At 58.9% G+C, this 21273-nt stretch carries 20 protein-coding genes; 11 read left to right on the forward strand and 9 right to left on the reverse strand.

From position 1 onward, the window contains the following. Nucleotides 1–50 precede the first annotated feature (50 nt). Nucleotides 51–941 carry a 3-hydroxyisobutyrate dehydrogenase gene (gene mmsB, locus SLW75_RS28020; protein ID WP_410936055.1) on the forward strand — a complete coding sequence of 297 codons (891 nt, stop codon included), beginning with the start codon at nt 51–53 and terminating at the stop codon, nt 939–941. A 325-nt stretch (nt 942–1266) separates the two neighbouring features. On the opposite strand, the gene argH is transcribed toward mmsB, so the two are convergent. Continuing rightward, nucleotides 1267–2694 carry an argininosuccinate lyase gene (gene argH / locus SLW75_RS28025; RefSeq protein ID WP_410936056.1) on the reverse strand — a complete coding sequence of 476 codons (1428 nt, stop codon included), beginning with the start codon at nt 2692–2694 and terminating at the stop codon, nt 1267–1269. Between the two features lie 258 nt (nt 2695–2952). Here argH and SLW75_RS28030 point away from each other — a divergent pair, with 258 nt between their 5' ends. From SLW75_RS28030 to SLW75_RS28040, 3 genes are all read left to right on the forward strand, one after another. After that, nucleotides 2953–3717, forward strand: a complete 765-nt coding sequence (locus tag SLW75_RS28030; RefSeq protein WP_410936057.1) for a sulfite exporter TauE/SafE family protein — start codon at nt 2953–2955, stop codon at nt 3715–3717. Nucleotides 3718–3930: 213 nt separating this feature from the next. After that, complete coding sequence (locus SLW75_RS28035; RefSeq protein ID WP_410936058.1) at nt 3931–4515, forward strand: NAD(P)H-dependent oxidoreductase; 585 nt, start codon at nt 3931–3933, stop codon at nt 4513–4515. A gap of 160 nt (nt 4516–4675) precedes the next feature. Beyond that, a complete protein-coding gene (locus SLW75_RS28040) occupies nt 4676–5572 on the forward strand; it encodes a LysR family transcriptional regulator (protein WP_065990230.1) in 897 nt (298 codons plus the stop codon). 160 nt (nt 5573–5732) lie between these two features. Here SLW75_RS28040 and SLW75_RS28045 read toward each other — a convergent pair whose 3' ends face one another. Then, the gene (locus SLW75_RS28045) at nt 5733–6611 is read right to left on the reverse strand and encodes a LysR family transcriptional regulator (protein ID WP_410936059.1); all 879 of its coding nucleotides are present in this window, start codon (nt 6609–6611) and stop codon (nt 5733–5735) included. A 181-nt stretch (nt 6612–6792) separates the two neighbouring features. Between SLW75_RS28045 and SLW75_RS28050 the strand changes: the two genes are divergently transcribed. Together SLW75_RS28050 and ggt are read left to right on the forward strand one after the other, a co-directional pair. Further along, the gene (locus tag SLW75_RS28050; RefSeq protein ID WP_065990275.1) at nt 6793–7692 is read left to right on the forward strand and encodes a DMT family transporter; all 900 of its coding nucleotides are present in this window, start codon (nt 6793–6795) and stop codon (nt 7690–7692) included. Between the two features lie 122 nt (nt 7693–7814). Then, nucleotides 7815–9482, forward strand: coding sequence for a gamma-glutamyltransferase (ggt, locus tag SLW75_RS28055; protein ID WP_065990227.1), 1668 nt, complete (start codon nt 7815–7817; stop codon nt 9480–9482). 139 nt (nt 9483–9621) lie between these two features. Here ggt and SLW75_RS28060 read toward each other — a convergent pair whose 3' ends face one another. Then, nucleotides 9622–11205: a peptide chain release factor 3 gene (locus SLW75_RS28060; protein WP_065990225.1), complete on the reverse strand. Its 1584-nt coding sequence runs from the start codon at nt 11203–11205 to the stop codon at nt 9622–9624. Between the two features lie 334 nt (nt 11206–11539). Here SLW75_RS28060 and SLW75_RS28065 point away from each other — a divergent pair, with 334 nt between their 5' ends. From SLW75_RS28065 to SLW75_RS28080, 4 genes are read left to right on the forward strand one after another with little or no spacing between them, the layout of a single operon-like run. Further along, on the forward strand, nt 11540–12253 hold the full coding sequence (locus SLW75_RS28065) for an ABC transporter permease (RefSeq protein WP_065990221.1): 714 nt from the start codon (nt 11540–11542) through the stop codon (nt 12251–12253). A gap of 28 nt (nt 12254–12281) precedes the next feature. Continuing rightward, nucleotides 12282–13250 (forward strand): glycine betaine ABC transporter substrate-binding protein, encoded by a 969-nt coding sequence (locus tag SLW75_RS28070; protein WP_410936060.1) that lies wholly within the window; start codon nt 12282–12284, stop codon nt 13248–13250. Beyond that, the gene (locus SLW75_RS28075) at nt 13247–13900 is read left to right on the forward strand and encodes an ABC transporter permease (RefSeq protein WP_065990219.1); all 654 of its coding nucleotides are present in this window, start codon (nt 13247–13249) and stop codon (nt 13898–13900) included. The genes SLW75_RS28070 and SLW75_RS28075 overlap by 4 nt, the downstream gene beginning before the upstream one ends. A gap of 11 nt (nt 13901–13911) precedes the next feature. Then, entirely contained in the window at nt 13912–15081 is a 1170-nt protein-coding gene (locus tag SLW75_RS28080) for a betaine/proline/choline family ABC transporter ATP-binding protein (protein ID WP_065990273.1), read from the forward strand. A 239-nt stretch (nt 15082–15320) separates the two neighbouring features. Here the strand turns inward: SLW75_RS28080 and SLW75_RS28085 are convergent, their stop codons facing one another. The 5 genes from SLW75_RS28085 to SLW75_RS28105 all read right to left on the reverse strand — a co-directional run bounded on the left by SLW75_RS28085 (nt 15321) and on the right by SLW75_RS28105 (nt 18684). Next, entirely contained in the window at nt 15321–15575 is a 255-nt protein-coding gene (locus SLW75_RS28085; protein ID WP_083233145.1) for a hypothetical protein, read from the reverse strand. Nucleotides 15576–15739: 164 nt separating this feature from the next. Further along, nucleotides 15740–16201 carry a hypothetical protein gene (locus SLW75_RS28090; RefSeq protein WP_192132445.1) on the reverse strand — a complete coding sequence of 154 codons (462 nt, stop codon included), beginning with the start codon at nt 16199–16201 and terminating at the stop codon, nt 15740–15742. Then, nucleotides 16179–16574, reverse strand: a complete 396-nt coding sequence (locus tag SLW75_RS28095) for a polymorphic toxin type 44 domain-containing protein (protein WP_410936061.1) — start codon at nt 16572–16574, stop codon at nt 16179–16181. The genes SLW75_RS28090 and SLW75_RS28095 overlap by 23 nt, the downstream gene beginning before the upstream one ends. 29 nt (nt 16575–16603) lie before the next feature. Beyond that, entirely contained in the window at nt 16604–17104 is a 501-nt protein-coding gene (locus SLW75_RS28100; protein WP_410936062.1) for an Hcp family type VI secretion system effector, read from the reverse strand. Nucleotides 17105–17475: 371 nt separating this feature from the next. Beyond that, nucleotides 17476–18684: a DUF3472 domain-containing protein gene (locus tag SLW75_RS28105; RefSeq protein WP_410936063.1), complete on the reverse strand. Its 1209-nt coding sequence runs from the start codon at nt 18682–18684 to the stop codon at nt 17476–17478. Nucleotides 18685–19167: 483 nt separating this feature from the next. Between SLW75_RS28105 and SLW75_RS28110 the strand changes: the two genes are divergently transcribed. Next, a complete protein-coding gene (locus tag SLW75_RS28110; RefSeq protein WP_065990209.1) occupies nt 19168–20331 on the forward strand; it encodes a type III PLP-dependent enzyme in 1164 nt (387 codons plus the stop codon). Between the two features lie 48 nt (nt 20332–20379). Here SLW75_RS28110 and SLW75_RS28115 read toward each other — a convergent pair whose 3' ends face one another. Beyond that, nucleotides 20380–21207 carry a hypothetical protein gene (locus SLW75_RS28115; RefSeq protein WP_410936064.1) on the reverse strand — a complete coding sequence of 276 codons (828 nt, stop codon included), beginning with the start codon at nt 21205–21207 and terminating at the stop codon, nt 20380–20382. Nucleotides 21208–21273: the final 66 nt, after the last annotated feature.

The following is a 21273-nucleotide window of genomic DNA, read 5'->3' on the forward strand; positions in this document are numbered from 1 at the left end:
CAAGGGGCCTGCGTCGCCGGTGGCACTGGAACTGAACAAGGAGAACAACCATGAAAATCGCCTTCATCGGCCTGGGCAATATGGGTGCGCCGATGGCGCGGAACCTGATCCGTGCCGGGCATCAGCTGCATTTGTTCGACGTCAACCAACAGGTCTTGTCCGAGCTGGCCGAATTGGGCAGCCGGATCAGCGAGTCGCCCAAACATGCGGCTCAGGGCGCCGACCTGGTCATCACCATGCTTCCGGCCGCCGCTCACGTTCGCGCGGTTTACCTGAATGAAGACGGCGTACTGGCTGGCATCAGCGCAGGGGTGCCGGCGGTGGATTGCAGCACCATCGATCCACAGACCATCCGCGATGTGGCGGCGGCAGCGGCGAAACAAGGCGTGGTGGTCGGCGATGCGCCGGTGTCCGGCGGCACTGGCGGCGCGCAGGCCGGGACGCTGACGTTTATGGTCGGTGCGAGTGTTGAACACTTCACGGTGCTCAAGCCGATCCTCGCGCAGATGGGCCGCAACATCGTCCATTGCGGCGAGGTCGGCACCGGGCAGATCGCGAAGATCTGCAACAACATGCTGTTGGGCATTTCCATGATCGGCGTGGCGGAAGCCATGGCGCTGGGCAATCGCCTGGGCATCGACACCGGCGTGCTGGCGACCATCATCAACAGCTCGACCGGCCGGTGCTGGAGCTCGGAAATGTACAACCCGTGGCCCGGCGTCGTCGAAACCGCCCCGGCGTCGCGCGGCTACACCGGAGGGTTTGGCGCAGAGCTGATGCTCAAGGACCTGGGCCTGGCAACCGAAGCCGCCAAAGCCGCACACCAACCGGTGCTCATGGGCGCGCTGGCACAGCAGCTGTATCAGGCGATGAGCCTGCGCGGTGACGGAGGCAAGGACTTCTCGGCGGTGGTTGAGGGGTATATCAAGAAGGAAAACTGAGGGTGCACATCCGCCGGCCTCTTCCCGGCTAAAGCCGGTCCCACTAGGTAATCGAGTACATCCTTGGGGCTCGCGATTCCACTAAGGTTTTGCATGCGCCGCACTACCTTGTGGGAGCGAGCTTGCTCGCGAAGAGGCATTAACATCCGCTGAAGATTTAGCGGCTGGAATGCCGTCTTCGTGAGCAAGCTCACTCCCACAGGTGCTGTGTTCACAGGAAGACGGCGGTTAAGAGACCAGCAGAAAAAGCCTCATTTCGCGGCGTCCTGTCCGAGACATTCCCGGCTAAAGCCGGTCCTACTATGCGCACGCGGTCGCACCACAATTAACCCCGCGGGCCGTTGTAATTCTTGGCCCACTGCTCCTGGGCCACCAAATGCGCCTTGAATCGCGCGATCTGCTCGGCCACTCGCACCGGCGACGTTCCGCCCCAGCCGCTGCGCGCCGCCAGTGCCGCTTCCAGCGTCAGGCTCTCCAACACCTCTGGCGTCAGGCGCGGGTCGGTGTCGGCGAGCATCTTTGGCGTCAGCTCTGGCAGCCCGATGTCCTGCGCCTCGCACAGCTGAACCAGTTGTCCGGTGATCTCGTGGGCTTCCTTGAACGGCACGCCGCGAACGGCGAGCCAGTCCGCAATTTCCGTCGCCAGGGTGAACCCCAGGGGCGCCTGACGCAGCAACTCGTCCTTGCGCACCTTCATCGTGCGGACCATGCCGGCAAAGGCAGGCAGCACCAGATTCAGCGTGTCCAGAGCGTCGAAGATGGCGTGTTTGTCTTCGCTCAAATCGCGGTTGTACGACAGCGGCTGCGCCTTGAGCACCGACAGAATCGCGGTCAGCGAACCGATCAAACGGCCTGATTTACCCCGGGCCAGCTCGGCGATGTCCGGGTTCTTCTTCTGCGGCATGATCGAGCTGCCCGTGGCGTAGGCATCGTCCAGCTCGACCCAGCGAAACTGCCGAGACGTCCAGATGCAGAACTCCTCGGCCATGCGCGAAATATTGATCCCCAGCATGCTCGCGCAGAACAGAAACTCGGCCACGTGATCACGGCTGGCGACGGCGTCGATGGAGTTTTCACACGGGCCGGCGTAGCCCATTTCCGCCGCCGAACGTTGAGGGTCGCGGGCGATGGCGGAGCCGGCCATGGCAGCGGCACCGAGGGGCGATAGATTGAAGCGCTGATCCCAATCCTGCAGGCGCTGGATGTCCCGATGAATCGCCTGGGCGTGGGCCATCAAATGGTGACCGAACACAATCGGCTGCGCTTGTTGCAGGTGAGTAAAACCGGGCGCAATGGTCTCGATATGGGCTTCGGCCTGACTGACCAACGCCTGCTGCAGATCAAGAATCGACAGGGTCAGCACGCGAATCCGGTCACGCAGAAACAGCCGCATGTCATTGGCCGTCTGATCGTTGCGCGAGCGCCCGGCGCGAAGCTTGCCGCCCAGTGCGCCGAGGCGTTCGGTGAGCTGGCGCTCGATAAAAGTGTGCACGTCCTCGTCGGCGGGAATTGGCTGAATCGTGCCGGCGGCAAAATCCTCGTCAATCGATTGCAGCGCATCGATGATGCGGCGGGTTTCGTCGGCGTCCAGCAAACCGGCGCGCTCAAGCTCGTGGGCGTGGGCCTTGGAGCCTGCCACGTCATAAGGCGTCATGCGAAAATAGACGGCGGGCGAGCGTGACAGGTTGGCCATCGCTTCCGCCGGCGCGGACTTGAAGCGCGCGCCCCACAGGCGTTCAGTTGCATCGGACATATGCATTCCCCCTCAAACACGTGATTGCTGGCGAGCCAGGCGTCGACGACGTCAAGGGATCCTAGGAAAAACCGGCTGCCGGTGAAACGTTACAAATGGCAAGTCGGGTTGGCAGAAATGGAAAGCTGGCATCAACCCGCTCTTCAGATGAGTGGCGCTGATTATTTTTCTGTTACCGCAGGTGCCCGAATGTGCTGAAGTGGCACCCATTGCACCACCCGATTTTTCCCCTCGTCGACCTTTTCGCAGGATGCGCCCATGGATGGTTTCCTATCGCTTTATCAACACCTCGGCTGGACGTTGTCAGTGCTGGTGCTGCTGACGTTTCTGCTGGCCGGCACGGTCAAGGGCGTCATCGGCATGGGGCTGCCGACGGTTGCGATGGGCCTGCTGGGGGTGATGATGCTGCCGACCCAGGCGGCGGCGCTGCTGCTGATCCCCTCAACCTTGACCAACCTCTGGCAATTGGCGACCGGCGGGCATCTGCGCGGACTGTGCGTGCGGTTGTGGCCGCTGCTGCTGACGATCGTCATCGGCACCATGTTCGGCTCCTACGCGCTGGGGCTTGGCAACGGGCACGGCATGGCGAGGGCGCTGGGCGGCGCGCTGTTTGTATACGCGCTGTGCGGCTTGTTTCTGCCGACGCTCAAGGTGCCGCCTGCTGCCGAGCGCTGGCTCGGGCCGTTGTGCGGGTTTATCACCGGCCTGGTCACCGGGGCCACTGGCGTTTTCGTCATTCCGGCGGTGCCCTACATTCAGGGCCTGGGGCTGGATCGTAACGAACTGGTGCAGGCGCTTGGGCTGTCCTTCACTGTCTCGACCCTGGCGCTGGGCGTCGGCCTGTTCTGGAACGGCGCGGTGGGCAGCGCTGAAATGGGCGCTTCCTTGCTGGCGCTGATTCCCGCGTTGCTCGGCATGATGTTCGGCCAATGGCTGCGTCAACGCATCAGCCCGTTGGTGTTCAAGCGCATGTTCTTCATCGGCATGGCGCTGCTGGGCGCGCACCTGATGATCGCCGGGTAAACCAGCCGCATTGATCGGCTTTCTCACCCGCCTGCGTGATAACAAGGATTCATTAATCACTGGCCCATTCGTGATTCCCCCGCAAAGGTATTTTGCCCGCTGCCTGCTTATTCGCTGCTCGCCTGACCGCTATTCTGCCGTCCATTCCAATTGAAGACCCTCAATCCGGTACCGCTGAACGGCGGACTGCATTGACGGCGGACGAGGCTTGATATGAATAAAGTACTGTTTCTCAACGGCGGCAAACAATTCGCCCATTCCGACGGCCGCTACAACACCACGCTGCATGAAGCCGGCATGGCGCTCCTGGACCGTGCCGGTTTTGACGTGCAGCAGACCTTCATCGACGGCGGCTACAACGTGGCCGAGGAAGTGCAGAAGTTTCTCTGGGCCGACGTGATCATCTGGCAGATGCCGGGCTGGTGGATGGGCGCGCCGTGGACGGTTAAAAGGTACATCGACGAAGTCTTCACCGAAGGTCACGGCAGCCTGTACGCCAACGACGGTCGCACTCGCTCCGATGCGTCCCGGCGGTATGGCAGCGGCGGCTTGCTGCACGGCAAGCAGTACATGATTTCCGCCACCTGGAACGCGCCGCAGCAAGCGTTCGACGACCCGGCAGACTTTTTCGAAGCCAAGGGCGTGGATGCCGTGTACTTCCCGTTCCACAAGGCCAACCAGTTCCTCGGCATGACCGGCCTGCCAACCTTTCTGGCCGTGGACGTGATGAAAATGCCGAACGTCGAAGCAGACGTGAAGCGGTATGAAGCGCATCTGGCCTCGGTGTTCGGGATCTGAGACGCGAGAAGCGAGCTACAAGCTACAAGCTACAAGCTACAAGCTTCAAGCGGCAAGCTTCAAGCTCACGGCTCGCGGCTCACTTACGGCTTGCAGCTTGCAGCTTATAGCTCGCCCGCAAGCACGCTAATATCCAGTCTCTTGTGAGCGGGAGACAACAGTGAAAGCCAGGTCGGATGAGTTGCAGGTGTTTGTCACGGTGATCGAAAGCGGCTCGATTTCTGCGGCGGCCGAGCAGGTCGGGCAGACGCCCTCGGCGATCAGCCGCACCTTGTCTCGACTCGAAGGCAAGCTGGGCACGACGTTGATCAACCGCACCACGCGGCGCATGGACCTGACCGAGGAGGGCAAGTATTTCCTTGAGCGGGCCCGGCAGATTCTGGATCAGATGGAAGAGCTGGAAGAGCGCATGTCGGTGCGCCAGCAGACGCCGTCCGGCCGGTTGCGGATCAACGCGGCCTCGCCCTTCATGCTGCATTCAATCGTCCCGTACGTCGCCGAGTTTCGCACGTTGTATCCGGACATTCAGCTGGAGCTGAACAGTAACGATCTGATCATTGATTTGCTGGAGCAGAGCACCGATGTGGCGATCCGCATTGGCGTACTGGCCGATTCGACCCTGCATGCCCGGCCCCTCGGCAGCAGCCCGCTGAACATTCTGGCCAGTCCTGAATACCTCGAAAAACACGGCACGCCGACAACCGTTCCAGCACTGAGCGGGCATTCACTGCTCGGCTTCACCCAGACCGAAACCCTCAATCACTGGCCGTTGCGCCACGCCGACGGGGATCGGCTGTTCATCCAGCCAACGGTGTCGGCCTCCAGCGGCGAGACGTTGCGCCAGTTGGCGCTGGCGGGAGAGGGCATCGTCTGCTTGTCTCACTTCATGACCCACGAAGACATCCGCCAAGGCCGCCTCAACGTCATCCTGCCCCAGGCCAACAGCGGCTATCGCCAGCCGATCCACGCGGTGTACTACCGCAACTCGCAGCTGGCGTTACGGATTCAGTGCTTTCTGGATTTCATTCAGGAGAAGCTGGCGGTGTACGCCGCGTGAACCTGCTTACATTCCCTGTGGGAGCGTGGCTTGTCCCGCGATCTGCCGGGAACCGGCAGCAAACCCTGCAAACGCGGTCTGTCTGGAGGACTTGATTGGAATGGTTTTGCTACTGCTGCGCAGCAGATCGCGGGACAAGCCACGCTCCTACAGGCAGGTATCACGCCTCACTAATCCCGCTGAACTCCGCCCGCAACATCTCCACAAATGCCTCCCGCGCCGGGTGATGTTCGGCGTTCTCGTGCCAGTAAAACAGGTTGTCGATGGAGGTCAGTTCAGGGAATTCATAACCGACCCAGCCAGAGCCTTTGCGGTACTGCTCGTAAACACCCTTGGGCACCAGCGCCACGCCAGCCCCGGCGCTGACGCAACCGACGATGGTGCCGTAGTTGGCGATGCTGACGATGGGCTGAGTCTGGCCGTCGTGCTGCAACCATCGCTCCAGCGCTGCGCGATAAGGGCAGCCTTCGGGCCACATGAAAATCGATTTGCCCTGCAGATCCGACGCGCTGCGTATCGGGCCCAGCGACTCGGCCGCAATCAGCACCAGATCCTCCCGGTACATCGACGTGCGCTTGAGCCGTGGGCGTTTGACGTCGATGGCAACAATGGCGCCATCAAGCTTCTGGTTGAGCGTCGCGTCGAGCAGTTGCGTGCCGGTGCCCGTCGTCAGCTCCAGTGATACTTGCGGGTAACGCGCATGAAAGCGCGCCAGCAGTCGCGGCAGCCGCGCCGTGGCCGAAGATTCGATAGCGCCGATGCGCAACGGCCCGGAGGGCGCGGCATCGGGATGCACCGCGCGTTTGGCTTCGTCGGCCAGGCTGAGCATCTTGCCGGCGTAGGTGAGGAAGATTTCCCCCGCCGGGCTGATGCGCAACCCGCGCCCCTGACGGTAGAACAGGTCGGTGCCCAGTTCCGCCTCAAGCGCCTTGATCCGCGCGGTGATGTTCGACGGCACGCAGTGCAGGACCTCCGCTGCGCGGGCAATGCTGCCGGTGTCGACGACGGTCTTGAACATGCGGATCTGTGCCAGTTCCATTCATCACCAACAGTGAGTGATTGCGTCATTATTGTTCGGTTGTGGTGAGCATAGGATGTTTCGATACTCGCGACCATGGGCAGGCGTCGGGCTTGTCGGTGGGAGTATCGAGATGAGCGTGGTGGCTGAGCCGGTTGTTGATTCGAATATCGCGGTTAATGGCGCGGTGCCTTGGCAGGCGATGAAAGTTGCCCTTGCCACTGTCTTTGTGGTCGCCTGCTGGGGGTTCTCGCCGACCGGCATTCGCATTGGTTTGCAGGCCTACGAGCCCGGGCATCTGGCGCTGCTTCGATTTCTGATCGCGTCGGTGTTCATGCTGTTAATCGCCTCGTCGCACCGTATCGCGTTGCCGCGCCTGAAGGACCTGCCGTTGCTCGCGGTGTTGGGTTTCTTCGCCGTCAGCCTGCACCACATCGCGCTCAACTTTGGGCAGGCCGGGGTGAGCGCCGGGGCGTCCAGCGTGCTGGTGCAATCGACGCCGTTGTTTACCGCGCTGCTGGCGCATTTCGTGTTCAAGGAGCGGGTCAGCGCCTGGCGTTGGGGCTGTGTCGCGCTCGGCTTGGTGGGCGCCGCGATTGTCGTCACCGGTGATCGCGGCATCGGCCATATGGATGCGCGCGGGCTGCTGATTCTGTTGGCGGCGTTTTCCTGGAGCGTGTATTTCTCGCTGCAGAAGCGTCACAGCCATCGGTACGACGGCCTGACCATGGTCTGTTACACGGTCTGGGCCGGCACGGTGTTCCTGCTGGTTTATCTGCCGGGGCTGATCGGCGAAATCCTCAACGCGCCGGTGCGGGTTAATGTGGCAGTGGGGGTGTTGGGGCTGTTCCCCAGCGCACTGGCGTATCTGGCTTGGGCGTATGTCTTGAAGCACATGGACGTCAGCCGCGCGTCGATGAGTTTGTACCTGACGCCACCGATGGCCATCGCCATTGCTTCGTTCATGTTGGGCGAGTTGCCTTCGCAGCGGGTGATCGTGGGGTCGATCGTGGTGCTGGCGAGTGTCTTGGCACTCAATCTGCGGCGGGAGAGGGCAGTGGTGTTTCCCGTCCGGGATCAACCTGAGCGTGCTGCGGTTTAGGGGCCTGGCCGTTTGCGTTTGTGGCAAGTTTCATCATTAATGTGCAGCCGGACCGTTAGTCTCTTCAGCCTCCAGACAGCACATCAGTAACAAGCTGTCGCATTCGTCATCAAGGAAGCCCCATGCGTGCAGTGACCCTCAAAACCCTTGCCCTGTCGGTGATCTTCGCCGCGAGTTCGCCGGTGTATGCGGTGGTGCTGGAAGGCGGCGCCGTCGCGTCCCCGGATCAATACGGTGCCCAGGTCGCCGCGCAGATTCTGAAAAAAGGCGGCAACGCCGTCGATGCCGCAGTCGCCACGGCGTTCACCCTGGCGGTCACCTACCCCGAAGCGGGCAACATTGGCGGCGGTGGCTTTATGACCCTGTTCATGAACGGCCGACCGTACTTTCTCGACTACCGCGAAGCCGCGCCGAAAGCGGCGACGCGCAACATGTACCTGGACGAGAAGGGCGAGGTCATTCCGGGCATGAGTCTGGTGGGCGCACGCGCGTCGGGGGTGCCCGGCACCGTGATGGGGCTGTGGGAAGCCCACCAGAAATTCGGCAAGCTGCCGTGGGCCGAGTTGCTGACGCCGGCCATTGGTTACGCCAAAAACGGTTTCAAGGTCGCCGACAAGCAGTACATGTATGGCGCCGAGGCGATCAAGCAGCTCAACGGCAAGACCAATTTCGCGGATTACTTTGGCGACATGAAGACCGGCGAGACCTTCCGTCAGCCGGAGCTGGCCAAGACCCTGGAACGCATCGCCAACAAGGGCGCCAACGAATTTTACCAGGGCCAGACGGCTGACTTGCTGGTGGCGCAAATGCAGCACGACAACGGCCTGATCACCAAAGAGGACCTGCACGATTACAAGGCGATCTGGCGCAAGCCGCTCCATGTGAACTTCAACGGCAACACGCTCTACACCGCGCCGCTGCCCAGTTCCGGCGGTATCGCGCTGGCGCAGTTGATCGGCATGAAGCAGCTGCTTTCTGATGATTTCAAAGACGTGCCGCTCAACTCGGCGCGCTACATCCACTTGCTCGCTGAGATTGAAAAACGCGTGTTCGCCGATCGCGCCAACTACTTGGGGGATCCGGACTTTTCAGTGGCGCCGGTGAGTCAGTTGACCGACAACGCCTATCTGGCCAAGCGCGCCCACGAGGTCAACCCGACGGCAATTTCGCCCACCGAGAACGTGAAGGCCGGGCTTGAGTCGCACCAGACCACCCACTTCTCCATCGTCGATGCCAAGGGCAACGCGGTCAGCAACACCTACACCCTGAACTGGGATTACGGCAGCGGCGTGGTGGTGAAGGGCGGGGGCTTTTTGCTGAACGACGAGATGGATGATTTCAGTTCCAAGCCGGGCGTTGCCAATGCGTTCGGCGTGGTGGGCGGGGATGCCAATGCTATCCAGCCCGGCAAGCGCATGTTGTCCTCGATGAGCCCGAGTCTGGTCACCCGCGACGGCGCAGTGACGCTGGTGCTGGGCACGCCGGGTGGCTCACGGATTTTCACCACGGTGTTTCAGGTGCTGAACAATATCTATGACTTCCACATGCCGCTCAAAGACGCGGTTGCGGCGCAGCGGGTTCATCACCAGTTGCTGCCTAAGGACACGATCTACACCGAGAAATTTGCACCGCTGGCGACCCCGGTGGCCGACGAGCTGACGGCCATGGGTTACACGGTGAAGGACCAGGGCTGGTCGATGGGCAATGTGCAGGCGATCAAGATTGACGGCGCGAAAGTCGAAACCGCGTCCGATCCCCGTGGGCGGGGCGTGGGGATGGTGGTGAAGTGAGGGCATGACGGCTGACTGATCGTTCCCACGCTCCGCGTGGGAATTCATCCCTGGACGCTCCGCGTCCGGAGTCAGGTGACGCGGAGCGTCAGGAGCGGCATCCCCACGCAGAGCGTGGGAACGATCACGTGCTTAGTGCTTAGTGATGCTCCCGCGTTGCGCGGAATTTCACGTCAGGCCAGCGTTCTTCCATCAAGGCCAGGTTGACCCGGGTTGGCGCGAGGTAGGTCAGGTGACCACCGCCGTCCACGGCCAGGTTTTCCACGGCCTTGTTCTCGAATTCCTCGAGCTTCTTCTTGTCACTGCAATCGATCCAGCGGGCTGACCACACGGTGATCGGCTCGTAGGCGCATTCGACTTTGTATTCTTCCTTCAAGCGGCTGGCGACCACATCGAACTGCAGCACACCGACGGCGCCGAGGATGATGTCGTTGCTGCGCTGCGGGAAGAACACCTGAGTGGCGCCTTCCTCGGCCAGTTGCTGCAGGCCCTGACGCAGCTGCTTGGACTTCAGCGGATCCTTCAGGCGTACGCGGCGGAACAGCTCCGGTGCGAAGTGCGGGATGCCGGTGAAACCCAAGGCCTCGCCTTCGCTGAAGGTGTCGCCGATCTGAATCGTGCCGTGGTTGTGCAGGCCGATGATGTCGCCGGCGTAGGCTTCTTCCAGCTGTTCGCGCTCGCTCGAGAAGAACGTCAGCGCGTCACCGATGCGCACGTCCTTGCCGGTGCGCACATGGCGCATCTTCATGCCCTTGTCGTACTTGCCCGAGCAGATGCGCATGAACGCGATGCGGTCGCGGTGCTTGGGGTCCATGTTCGCCTGGATCTTGAACACGAAGCCGGTGAACTTCTCCTCGACCGGCTCCACCGTGCGCTCGTTAGCGACGCGGGCCAGTGGCTTCGGCGCCCAGTTCACGACCGCATCCAGTACGTGGTCGACACCGAAGTTGCCGAGCGCGGTACCGAAGAACACCGGCGTCAGTTGGCCGTCGAGGAATTCCTGCTGGTTGAACTCATGACAGGCGCCTTGCACCAACTCCAGCTGATCGACAAAGCGATCGTACTCATCACCCAGATGAGCGCGCGCTTCGTCGGAGTCGAGCTTCTCGATGATTTTCACCTCGGTACGCTCATGACCGTGACCGGCGGTGTACACGATGATGTAGTCGTCGGCGAGGTGATAGACACCCTTGAAGTCGCGGTAGCAACCGATCGGCCAGGTGATGGGCGCGGCCTTGATCTTCAGGACCGCTTCGATCTCGTCGAGCAGCTCGATCGGGTCGCGAATGTCGCGGTCGAGCTTGTTGATGAAGCTCACGATCGGCGTATCGCGCAGGCGGCAGACGTCCATCAGTGCGATGGTGCGGGGCTCAACCCCTTTACCGCCATCGAGCACCATCAGCGCCGAGTCGACAGCGGTTAACGTGCGGTAGGTGTCTTCGGAAAAGTCTTCGTGGCCCGGAGTGTCGAGCAGGTTGATCATGTGATCGCGATACGGGAACTGCATGACCGAGGTGGTGATGGAAATGCCGCGCTGCTTCTCCATTTCCATCCAGTCGGACGTGGCGTGGCGGTCGGATTTACGCGACTTCACCGTACCGGCGACGGAAATGGCCTTGCCCATCAGCAGCAGCTTTTCAGTGATGGTGGTCTTACCCGCATCGGGGTGGGAAATGATGGCGAAAGTGCGGCGTTTCGCGACTTCGGCGGCCTGTCTGGTCATGGGAAATCGCCCGAGAGGTGATTCAAAAAAAGGGCGGCGATTATAGCCCAAACCGGAGCAATAACCGAACCGTTCAGTCAATAAAGGGTGGCCAGATACCATCGCACGTGGGAACCTTTGCGGTTAAGGAGACGTCCATTCCCTGGTATCGCTACACGCCAAGGGTTGCAAAATCAGCAAGTTAGCTTGACGAAGCTGCGCTCATGGCTTGTGTTTTCGCCGAGGTATCAACCTTTCCGGCGACCCACCCGCTGCTCTTCGCGAACGTTCGCGTGCTGCCTGAAGAGGCCAGTTCCACGCCAGACGTTCGCCGACTGAAATAAGGAGTCCGCCCGTGGCAAATCGCTATGGCAAGGGGCTGTTGGGAGGTGTGATTGTCATCGCACTCCTGGCCCTGCTGGTCCAATGGATCGGCATCAGTACCATCAGGCAATATCAGGATGATCTGCTGTTTTATCTGCAAGCCCATGTGGTGCTTGTGCTGGCTTCGATGCTGGCGGCACTGGTGGTCGGGATCCCGACCGGCATTGTCCTTAGCCGACCGAACATGGTTGGCCGCGCCGAACGCTTCATGCAGATCTTCAACATCGGTAACACCGTTCCTCCTCTCGCCGTACTGGCCATCGCTCTGGGTATTCTGGGCATCGGCAGCGGTCCGGCGATCTTCGCTTTGTTCCTCGCTTCGTTGTTGCCCATCGTGCGCAACACCTACGAAGGCCTGAAAAACGTTCAGGGTTCTCTCAAAGAAGCCGCCCGCGGCATCGGCATGACACCGCGCCAGGTGCTGTGGCGTGTCGAGTTGCCCAATGCCGTGCCGATCATCATCGGCGGTGTGCGCGTGGCCCTGGCGATCAACGTCGGGACGGCGCCACTGGCGTTCCTCATTGGCGCGAACAGCCTGGGCAGCCTCATTTTCCCCGGCATCGCCCTGAACAATCAGCCACAACTGGTGCTGGGCGCCGCGTGTACCGCGTTGCTCGCATTGTTGCTCGATGGCGCCGTGACCCTGGCAAGCCGTCTCTGGCTGGAACGCGGCCTGGCTCGATAAGTCGAGCCCCGCTGAGAAAGGAATTGGTATGAAGAAGTTATGCACATTAATCATGGGCGTCGGGATGTTGCTGTCCGGTTTCGTCCAGGCCGCGGATGCACCGGCCGAAATGCCCGTGCTTCGCATCGGCGCGCGGGTGTTCACCGAGCAGACCATGCTGGCCGAACTGACCGCGCAGTACCTGCGCGACAAGGGCTATCAGGTTCAGATCACCGGCGGCCTTGGCAGTAACCTGGCGCGCAGTGCCCAGGAAAGCGGCCAGCTGGATCTGCTGTGGGAGTACACCGGCGTGTCGCTGGTTGCCTACAACCATGTTGATGAGAAGCTCGACAGCGAGCAGACCTATCAGCGCGTCAAGGAGCTGGACGCCAAGAAGGGGCTGGTCTGGCTGTCCCCCTCCAAGTTCAACAACACCTACGCGCTGGCGCTGCCGGACAAAATTGCGCAGCAGTATCCGCAGGTCAACAACATGTCCGACCTGACCACGGTGCTCAAGGCTGAGGCCGACAAGGGCCACATCGTTGCGCTGGACACCGAGTTCGCCAACCGTTCCGACGGTCTGGTGGGCATGGTCAAGCATTACGGCATGAACCTGGGCCGTGAAAACACCCGTCAGATGGACGCTGGCCTGGTCTACACCGCGCTGCGCAACGGGCAGGTTTTTGCGGGCCTCGTCTACACCACCGACGGCCGTCTGAATGCGTTCAAGCTCAAGGTGCTGGCGGACGACAAGCACTACTTCCCGGACTACACCGCGGCGCCGGTCATCCGCAAAGAGTACCTGGACAAGCACCCGCAGCTGGCCGATTTGCTCAAGCCGCTCGCCGCGCTGCTGGATAACCAGACCATGCGCACGCTGAATGCGCGCATCGACGTCGACCATGAAAGTCCTACCGTGGTGGCGGCTGAATTCCTGCGCGAGCATCCGATCAATCCTTCCGCCGACAGCGTGCCAGTCCCTCCGGCGCCGGCGGCAAAACAGGAGGAGAAACCATGAGTTTCCTCAGCGCTTTCTCCCATCTGGACTGGAATCAGGTCATGCACCTGACCCTGCAACACATCACCCTCGTCGGCATCGCGGTGACGCTGGCGATCGTCGTCGGTGTGCCGCTGGGCGTGTTGATGACGCGCTTCCCGACCCTCGCCGGACCGTTGCAGGCCAGCGCCACCGTGCTGCTGACCATCCCGTCGATTGCCCTGTTCGGTTTGCTCTTGCCGTTCTATTCGAAGTTCGGTCAGGGCCTTGGCCCGATGCCGGCGATTACCGCCGTGTTTCTCTACTCGCTGCTGCCGATCATGCGCAACACCTACCTGGCGCTGACCGGCGTCGAGCCCGGCATTCGTGAAGCCGCCAAGGGCATCGGCATGACTTTCGGCCAGCGCCTGCGCATGGTTGAACTGCCGATCGCCGTGCCGGTGATTCTCGCTGGCGTACGCACTGCCGTGGTCATGAACATCGGCGTCATGACCATCGCCGCCACCATTGGCGCCGGCGGCCTGGGTGTACTTATTCTTGCTTCTATCAGCCGCAGCGATATGTCGATGCTGATCGTCGGCGCCGTACTGGTCAGCATTCTGGCCATCTTCGCCGACCTGCTTCTGCAATGGCTGCAACGCTCGCTGACTCCAAAAGGACTCCTGAAATGATCGCCAAACAAATGATTGAGCTGCAGAACCTCACCAAGACTTTTCAGAGCAACGGCAAGGAAGTGAAGGCCGTCGATTCAGTGAGCCTGACCGTCAATGAAGGCGAGATCTGCGTGTTCCTGGGCCCGTCGGGTTGCGGCAAAAGTACGACGCTGAAAATGATCAACCGGCTGATCATGCCGACCTCCGGCAAAGTGCTGATCAACGGCGAGGACACCACCGGTCTCGACGAGGTCACCCTGCGCCGCAACATCGGCTACGTGATTCAGCAGATCGGCCTGTTCCCCAACATGACCATCGAAGAAAACATCGTGGTCGTGCCCAAGCTCCTGGGTTGGGACAAGCAGAAATGCCACGACCGCGCCCGCGAACTGATGAGCATGATCAAGCTGGAACCCAAGCAGTACCTGCATCGCTACCCCCGCGAGTTGTCGGGCGGTCAGCAACAGCGGATCGGCGTGATTCGTGCGCTGGCTGCAGACGCGCCCCTGCTGCTGATGGACGAGCCGTTCGGTGCGGTCGACCCGATCAACCGCGAGATGATCCAGAACGAGTTTTTCGAGATGCAGCGCGCGCTGAACAAGACCGTGATCATGGTCAGCCACGACATCGACGAAGCCATCAAGCTGGGCGACAAGATCGCTATCTTCCGCGCCGGCAAGCTGCTGCAGATCGACCATCCGGACACGCTGCTGGCGCACCCGGCGGATGATTTCGTCAGCAACTTCGTCGGCCAGGACAGCACGCTCAAGCGCCTGCTGCTGGTCAAAGCCGAGGACGCGGCGGACAACGCGCCGTCCGTGAGCCCGGAAACCCCGGTCGCCGATGCGCTGGAAATCATGGACGAAAACGACCGCCGCTACGTAGTCGTCACCGATGCCGAAAACAAGGCCATGGGTTACGTCCGCCGCCGCGACCTGCACCGCCAGGCCGGCACGTGCGAGCAATACCTGCGCCCGTTCAACGCCACCGCTGCCTACGACGAACACCTGCGCATCCTGCTGTCGCGCATGTACGAGTTCAATCGCTCGTGGCTGCCGGTGCTGGATGCCGAAAATGTGTTCCTGGGTGAAGTGACGCAGGAGTCCATTGCGGCTTATCTGAGTTCCGGCCAGTCCCGCGGGATGAAGACCAGCATCGTTTCGCCGGCCGAGTTGGCGGAGCAGGCTGCGTTGAGTTGAGTCGAATGGCCTGGGTGCTTTTCGTGCCCGGGCTGGCTTAACGCAGGTGGTTCGCTTCTGCAGATGCAATGCACGTCATCTGTAGAAGCGGATTTTTATAGGCGGTGAGGTTCGCGGCAGTGTAGAAACCGCGTTTCGAAAATTCTAACCTGATGCCGATAACTACTTTTTGAATGAATCTATATATGCCTTGAGGCATCCATCTCTGTCTGCTTCGTTTTCTATTCGCGTGATATACCCTAGAGGGTATCGGCAGTATCGATCAAGTCATGGCGATCGTTATCGCTTAGCTCATGCACCGGATCGAAATCGCTATCGGTCGAGAACATGTTCTCGAATTTCATTTGTAGGGTGGGTTCTTTTTTAATAAAGAACACGGTGATGTTTTCTTCCGCCCAATGTGTGTCGTAGTAGCCGATGTTGAGGATCGCCACTGAACTCACGATCAGGGCCGTCGTAAGCAAGAGTGCGGGTCTCAGTTTAAGGCTTTTCATTTTTAGAATTCCTACAAGCCTATTCGGTCAGTTGATCCAGACTGGGATCTTGAGCTGGTCATTGCGTAGAGCAAACTAATTACTTCCCCGTGCGAGTTAAATCCATGCCGCCGTCATCTCATGGGTTCAGTAGATTTGGACTAATGAGCATTTCGGTTCGGAGTTCAGTTTCTGGAGCTGTCGTCTGATTGTGTCAATGTAATCCGGTAGCTTCTTAACTGATTGCCTTCAGTGACGTACTCTTTACTAAAATAGCGATAGACGGCCCCTTTGACTTCTATCGCTACGCCATTGGGCGTGTTTTGAATGTGGACATTATCCATGGCGCTGTCCGTGATCATGAATTCGCTCGCGTTATTGAGCTGTTTCAGCACTTCTGAATCATCGCCCTCAAGCGGTCTGCTGATAAAAAATCGCAAAGTGTCCCGATCAGTCGCCATCGCGCCGTAGCGGCTGATGTATAGCCAGTCGCCCTGAGGGAGCTGCCGTTTCAAAACTACTTCATCTGCGTCGCTTCCGAATTCAAAAAAGTCGCCGAACGATGCATTGAAAATCAAAACTGCAACAAGCAACCAGAATGCATGTTTGTAGGTGAGTCTTAATTTAGTATCCTTTGGATTTTGCATACAAGATCCCCATTTTTATCCACTTCTGGTCTTTAGGCTCATCCCCGTATGGAGGAAGCCAGAACCAATAACCCCAATTATGATCAATCTTTTGTGTTTTGGCTTGTTTTTGGGCATACCCAGCCGCTCTTAATAAAAGCTGCTCACTCAGCTGCCCAGCCGTACCCACGGCACCATAGTGAAAGTTTCCGAAGTCTTCCCAAGCAGGATTTTGCTGCTTGTAATCCCATGGACTGCGGTTACGAACCTTGTAGTAAAACCAACTCATGAATGCCCCGGTGGCAGGATCTCGGTTCCATTGCTCATTCGCGATCTTCATATGGACGTCCACATTAACACCCGGAGGAATTATAGCGGGCATTTCGTAATTCATTTTTTTGCTCCTGCAAGTTTGCTTGCGAATTACGAAAATATCTTGTTGCTGATGGCATCCCAGCCGCCGGCTATCTGCCCCGCGCCCTGTCCTGTCTGTCGACTTTGCTTTGCATAAATAAGCTGAATTCTTCCATAGTTTAGTGCGACGAGTTCGCTCGGAAAGCTACTTTCGTGATCACCGTTGCCTAGTATTGTGAATGAACTGATGATGACCTCTTCTAGTTTTATTTCGAGGTATTTGACCTTTGGGTCTCCTGCACGAAATAGATGCACCGATACCTGTTTAAAGTGCTTTCCGCTACAGCACGCTTCATGAAGTTTAGGGGTTGCGTTGTCAACCGCTTTTCGGACAAGCATATCGCTCATATAAGCCCGGCCTGAAGTAGCGCCGCCAGATGAGGTAGACGTGGCGGAGGCTGTTTGGCTGGCAGAGAGATCGAAGTCTTGAAGTTCGATCCAGTTTTCGTAGCCCTCTGACAGGGTTTCACCGGGAACACCTTCGATCTGCAAATAGGCTTCTAGTGACATCGTCAATTCCTTGAGTTTTAGTTCCGATAGATAAGGAGTCTTTAAATCACATCGGCGACTACAGACTGAATGCAGTCGACGATATCGGTCGCGCTACAAATTACGGACGCACTGCCAAGGGACGTGATTGATATAGCGCGGGTAGAAATCATTCATGAGTCAGAGCTCAAGTTGGCGCGTCACGTCGTGTTCGTAGCAAGACCGAGAGATCCCAATCGTAATGGCGGTGGTTGTCGCTGGTCTGGAGTGAAGGATGAGCGCCGGGTAAGGCCTTTCTGATGATCAGGTAGCCGACGTCTGACGGACACGTGGCTTTCGTGGCGAATCCCTGACAGGGCGCTGCGGGTGGCAACGTCCTGTCATGCAGCGGACTACCGCGTGTTCATAAAACGACGCGCACATTTGCGCACCCATGCTTGCACTCTGCGCCACAGGCTGCGGGAACGCCTCACCGGTGCTGAGACCCGGAATGTGGTTTCCGCCGGAAGAGAGCTCTGGTTGAAGATGTCGGTGACAGTGAGTGTCACCTCGTAATCTCCGGCAGCGAACACCGCCGTGCTAAAAATGGACGATCGTTTTTGAGGAAGCGCTTCGGCATCGAACGCCACGAGCACATCTCCCGGGAGAGAGCGGATTTCTATTGAGTAGCTCAACTGCGGTGGCGTCGACTCGTCATTCTTCCAGGCCACGATCACTGCTTCGGTACCCACTTGCGGTACGACGGATACGGATAAGATGGCTGCCGTCAACATCGCCGGTTTCGGCTTAGGATCAAACTGGTTGGGCTCCAACTGGATCGTGCTGTGGGTATTGCCATAGCTGCCACCGGCAATAAGCATGATGTTGGCGTCGCCAACGTTATCGCCGTCACCCACCAGCATGGCATTCCAGGTGTCAGGGTCGCCTCCGGCAGTTGCCACGTAATGAGACGGTTTTTGCCACGAACCGTCTTTGCTCATCCGGAAGTGCTGGCCGTAATAACCGTGGTAGCCCAGCGCGTCGCCGTTGAAACGTTCCAGAAATCCCGTGCAGGTAGTCCCTGAAATGGGGATATCAGGGCCGGGAACGGAAGCGGACATATAGTGCGTCCATTTCGCGTCGGCGTAGGCGTACATGAACATGCCCATGCGCGTCACCGATTCGCCGGGAATGAACCAACGTCTGATCACGATGGCGTACCACTGATTCAGGTGCCATGGCATCGGGTGCGAGGTATGCAGGCCAGTGCCCTCACCGCCAAAATGCCCTGAATACAGGCCTTCAATCCCATAATCCAGGCGGACCTCGGCTTCAGCCGGATCGGAGGCGAGGTCCCAGATCGAACAGATATTGTTGTAAGTAAAAATCTGGCCCCCCACCAGGTTATCGTTTTGGTGCTGGATGCCTGCGTATCCCCCGCGCTCACCAAAATAGAAATTACAGCCTGACCAGTAAATATGGATGTTGTCCCCGGCTGTGGGCACGTACTGCTCTACGTATAGCAGTTCGGCCTCATTTTCCGAGAACCAGGACGTTATTGACGGACCGGAAGTCGGTACATCGGCTCGTTCAGTCGGGTGGTTGATCGGCGGTGTTTTCATGGGGCGCATCCTCTCGTCATGAGGCACCAGTGTTGAGCATTTGCGGTCGTTTGAAACCTGTCAGAAATGACAGTGGACGACAGATGGCAGGGAGGGGCGTCGAGCGGTCGGGAGCACCCAGGCACCGTGTTTTTTTCGGAAAGGTGAACATCACCCTGTCACATCGGTCGGTTACTACGGGTTGATTGAACGCGCGTGGATTCCCGTCTGGCAAAAACGGGCAGAAACGCGACATTTTTAGTTGATCTCCGGCCCCTCAGGTCCTACAGTTCGCGCCGAACGTCCATGCTGGAAACGATCCATCCGGCTCAAGTACTGACGACGAGACAGCAAGGCCAACCGTGGTGTATCACCGGATGGCCTTTTTGCTTTCGGCCGAGCAGCCTTGGGAAGTAGGCGAACCAAAGTGGGGATACGGAGGACGTTCACGAGCCGCGCGCTCACACCCATTGTTTTTTACCGTTTGCCAACAGGAGTCCCCGCATGTCGATCCAGGTCGAAGACTATTTCGAGAAAAGCACCTTCGAGAAAATGAAGGCGTTTGCCGACAAGCAAGAAACCCCGTTCGTGGTCATCGACACCGCGATGATCAGCAAGGCCTACGACGACCTGCGTGCAGGCTTCGAATTTGCGACAGTTTATTACGCGGTCAAAGCCAACCCTGCGGTCGAGATTATCGACCTGCTGAAGGAAAAAGGCTCGAGTTTTGACATCGCCTCGATCTACGAGCTGGATAAAGTGATGGATCGCGGCGTTGGCCCGGATCGCATCAGCTACGGCAACACCATCAAGAAATCCAAAGACATTCGCTACTTCTACGAGAAGGGCGTGCGTCTGTTCTCCACCGACTCCGAAGCCGACCTGCGCAATATCGCCAAGGCTGCGCCGGGCTCGAAAGTCTACGTGCGTATTCTCACCGAAGGCTCGACCACGGCTGACTGGCCTCTTTCACGCAAGTTCGGTTGCCAGACCGACATGGCGATGGACCTTTTGATCCTCGCTCGTGAACTCGGCCTGGTGCCTTACGGCATCTCGTTCCACGTCGGTTCGCAGCAGCGTGACATCAGCGTCTGGGACGCTGCGATCGCCAAAGTGAAAGTGATCTTCGAGCGTCTGAAAGAAGAAGACGGCATCGTGCTCAAGCTGATCAACATGGGCGGCGGCTTCCCGGCCAACTACATCACCCGCACCAACAGCCTGGAAACCTACGCTGAAGAAATCATTCGCTACCTGAAAGAAGACTTCGGTGATGACCTGCCGGAAATCATTCTGGAGCCGGGCCGTTCGTTGATCGCCAACGCCGGTATTCTGGTCAGCGAAGTGGTGCTGGTGTCGCGTAAATCCCGCACTGCCGTCGAGCGTTGGGTGTACACGGATGTGGGCAAGTTCTCCGGCCTGATCGAAACCATGGACGAAGCCATCAAGTTCCCGATCTGGACCGAAAAGAAAGGCGAAGTGGAAGAAGTGGTTATCGCTGGCCCGACCTGCGACAGCGCCGACATCATGTACGAGAACTACAAGTACGGCTTGCCGCTGAACCTGGCCATCGGTGACCGCCTGTACTGGCTGTCCACCGGTGCCTACACCACCAGCTACAGCGCTGTAGAGTTCAACGGCTTCCCGCCGCTGAAGTCTTACTACGTGTAAACGCTGCCGTTCATAAAGAAACCCGCGAGCGATCGCGGGTTTTTTGTTTCACTGCCTTGTGTGGCTGATCAGTTTTTCAGCCAACTCAAGACGAGGCATCGCTGATTCAATCATCTCCCCAAACCGCTCAATCGAAATCGACGTGAACAGGTCTTTGAAGTCACTCAACGAGCCGGACAAAAACCTCGCCAGATTTGCATACCCCTCACCAAGGTCCCTCGTGGCGTCTGCGATTTGCGCATGCAGATTCTTCATGTCATTGATCATCGCCCTGACCCCGACAATTCTGCCGTCGGAACCCATGGGGTCGAGCTTCCGATTGTTAGCGTATGCGTTGATGGCTCCCTGCATAAAATCCACCAGTCGCGGCAAAACAAGCGATGAACGCGAATACAGATCTTTGGCCGTAAAAGCAGCGCGATCGTATTTGATCCACATATCAAAAACCTGCTGCTTCACTTGCATGGCGAAAGGGTAGCCTGCTGTCGGACTCAGTATTTTCAGGCGTCCGTTCAACTCGAAGGGCGGTTGAGATAGATCCAGTGTCGAGAGCAATTTTTTGCGTTCAGAGCGGGTGAGCGCATCAACGACACGGAAATAGTCCGAACTGAAGCGCTCAAGATCGGCCACCAGATCCGACTGTTCGTAAAAGATCCTGTAGGGCCACTCCAGTATCTCGGGCCAGTATCGAAGCTGTGCCTGTACTTGAATGTGCATGTGTTCAAGTGCTGGCTGGTGAAGGCGGATGAACGCCTGATCCGACGCCAGGCCAAGATCTGCCTTGATTCGTTCGGTGGTCTCGAATGCCTGATGCAAGGTAATGCGGTAGCGATTGAGCGCATCGAAATGGGCCCACTTAAACAGAGGTGCTGACATATCGACATCCTTGTCCTGTGCAGGCAGTGACGGCGTCCTTGCCGTCACGGCTGTGAATAGTGAGCT

Source organism: Pseudomonas sp. W5-01, from assembly GCF_046540435.1.
Lineage (GTDB): Bacteria > Pseudomonadota > Gammaproteobacteria > Pseudomonadales > Pseudomonadaceae > Aquipseudomonas > Aquipseudomonas graminis_B.

Bases quoted from the DNA above. Each gene is read 5' to 3' on its own strand.
- mmsB (WP_410936055.1), top strand. From the start codon at position 51: ATGAAAATCGCCTTCATCGGCCTGGGCAATATGGGTGCGCCGATGGCG.
- argH (WP_410936056.1), bottom strand. From the start codon at position 2,694: ATGTCCGATGCAACTGAACGCCTGTGGGGCGCGCGCTTCAAGTCCGCG.
- SLW75_RS28030 (WP_410936057.1), top strand. From the start codon at position 2,953: ATGGATGGTTTCCTATCGCTTTATCAACACCTCGGCTGGACGTTGTCA.
- SLW75_RS28035 (WP_410936058.1), top strand. From the start codon at position 3,931: ATGAATAAAGTACTGTTTCTCAACGGCGGCAAACAATTCGCCCATTCC.
- SLW75_RS28045 (WP_410936059.1), bottom strand. From the start codon at position 6,611: ATGGAACTGGCACAGATCCGCATGTTCAAGACCGTCGTCGACACCGGC.
- SLW75_RS28050 (WP_065990275.1), top strand. From the start codon at position 6,793: ATGAAAGTTGCCCTTGCCACTGTCTTTGTGGTCGCCTGCTGGGGGTTC.
- ggt (WP_065990227.1), top strand. From the start codon at position 7,815: ATGCGTGCAGTGACCCTCAAAACCCTTGCCCTGTCGGTGATCTTCGCC.
- SLW75_RS28060 (WP_065990225.1), bottom strand. From the start codon at position 11,205: ATGACCAGACAGGCCGCCGAAGTCGCGAAACGCCGCACTTTCGCCATC.
- SLW75_RS28070 (WP_410936060.1), top strand. From the start codon at position 12,282: ATGAAGAAGTTATGCACATTAATCATGGGCGTCGGGATGTTGCTGTCC.
- SLW75_RS28075 (WP_065990219.1), top strand. From the start codon at position 13,247: ATGAGTTTCCTCAGCGCTTTCTCCCATCTGGACTGGAATCAGGTCATG.
- SLW75_RS28080 (WP_065990273.1), top strand. From the start codon at position 13,912: ATGATTGAGCTGCAGAACCTCACCAAGACTTTTCAGAGCAACGGCAAG.
- SLW75_RS28085 (WP_083233145.1), bottom strand. From the start codon at position 15,575: ATGAAAAGCCTTAAACTGAGACCCGCACTCTTGCTTACGACGGCCCTG.
- SLW75_RS28090 (WP_192132445.1), bottom strand. From the start codon at position 16,201: ATGCAAAATCCAAAGGATACTAAATTAAGACTCACCTACAAACATGCA.
- SLW75_RS28095 (WP_410936061.1), bottom strand. From the start codon at position 16,574: ATGAATTACGAAATGCCCGCTATAATTCCTCCGGGTGTTAATGTGGAC.
- SLW75_RS28100 (WP_410936062.1), bottom strand. From the start codon at position 17,104: ATGTCACTAGAAGCCTATTTGCAGATCGAAGGTGTTCCCGGTGAAACC.
- SLW75_RS28105 (WP_410936063.1), bottom strand. From the start codon at position 18,684: ATGAAAACACCGCCGATCAACCACCCGACTGAACGAGCCGATGTACCG.
- SLW75_RS28110 (WP_065990209.1), top strand. From the start codon at position 19,168: ATGTCGATCCAGGTCGAAGACTATTTCGAGAAAAGCACCTTCGAGAAA.
- SLW75_RS28115 (WP_410936064.1), bottom strand. From the start codon at position 21,207: ATGTCAGCACCTCTGTTTAAGTGGGCCCATTTCGATGCGCTCAATCGC.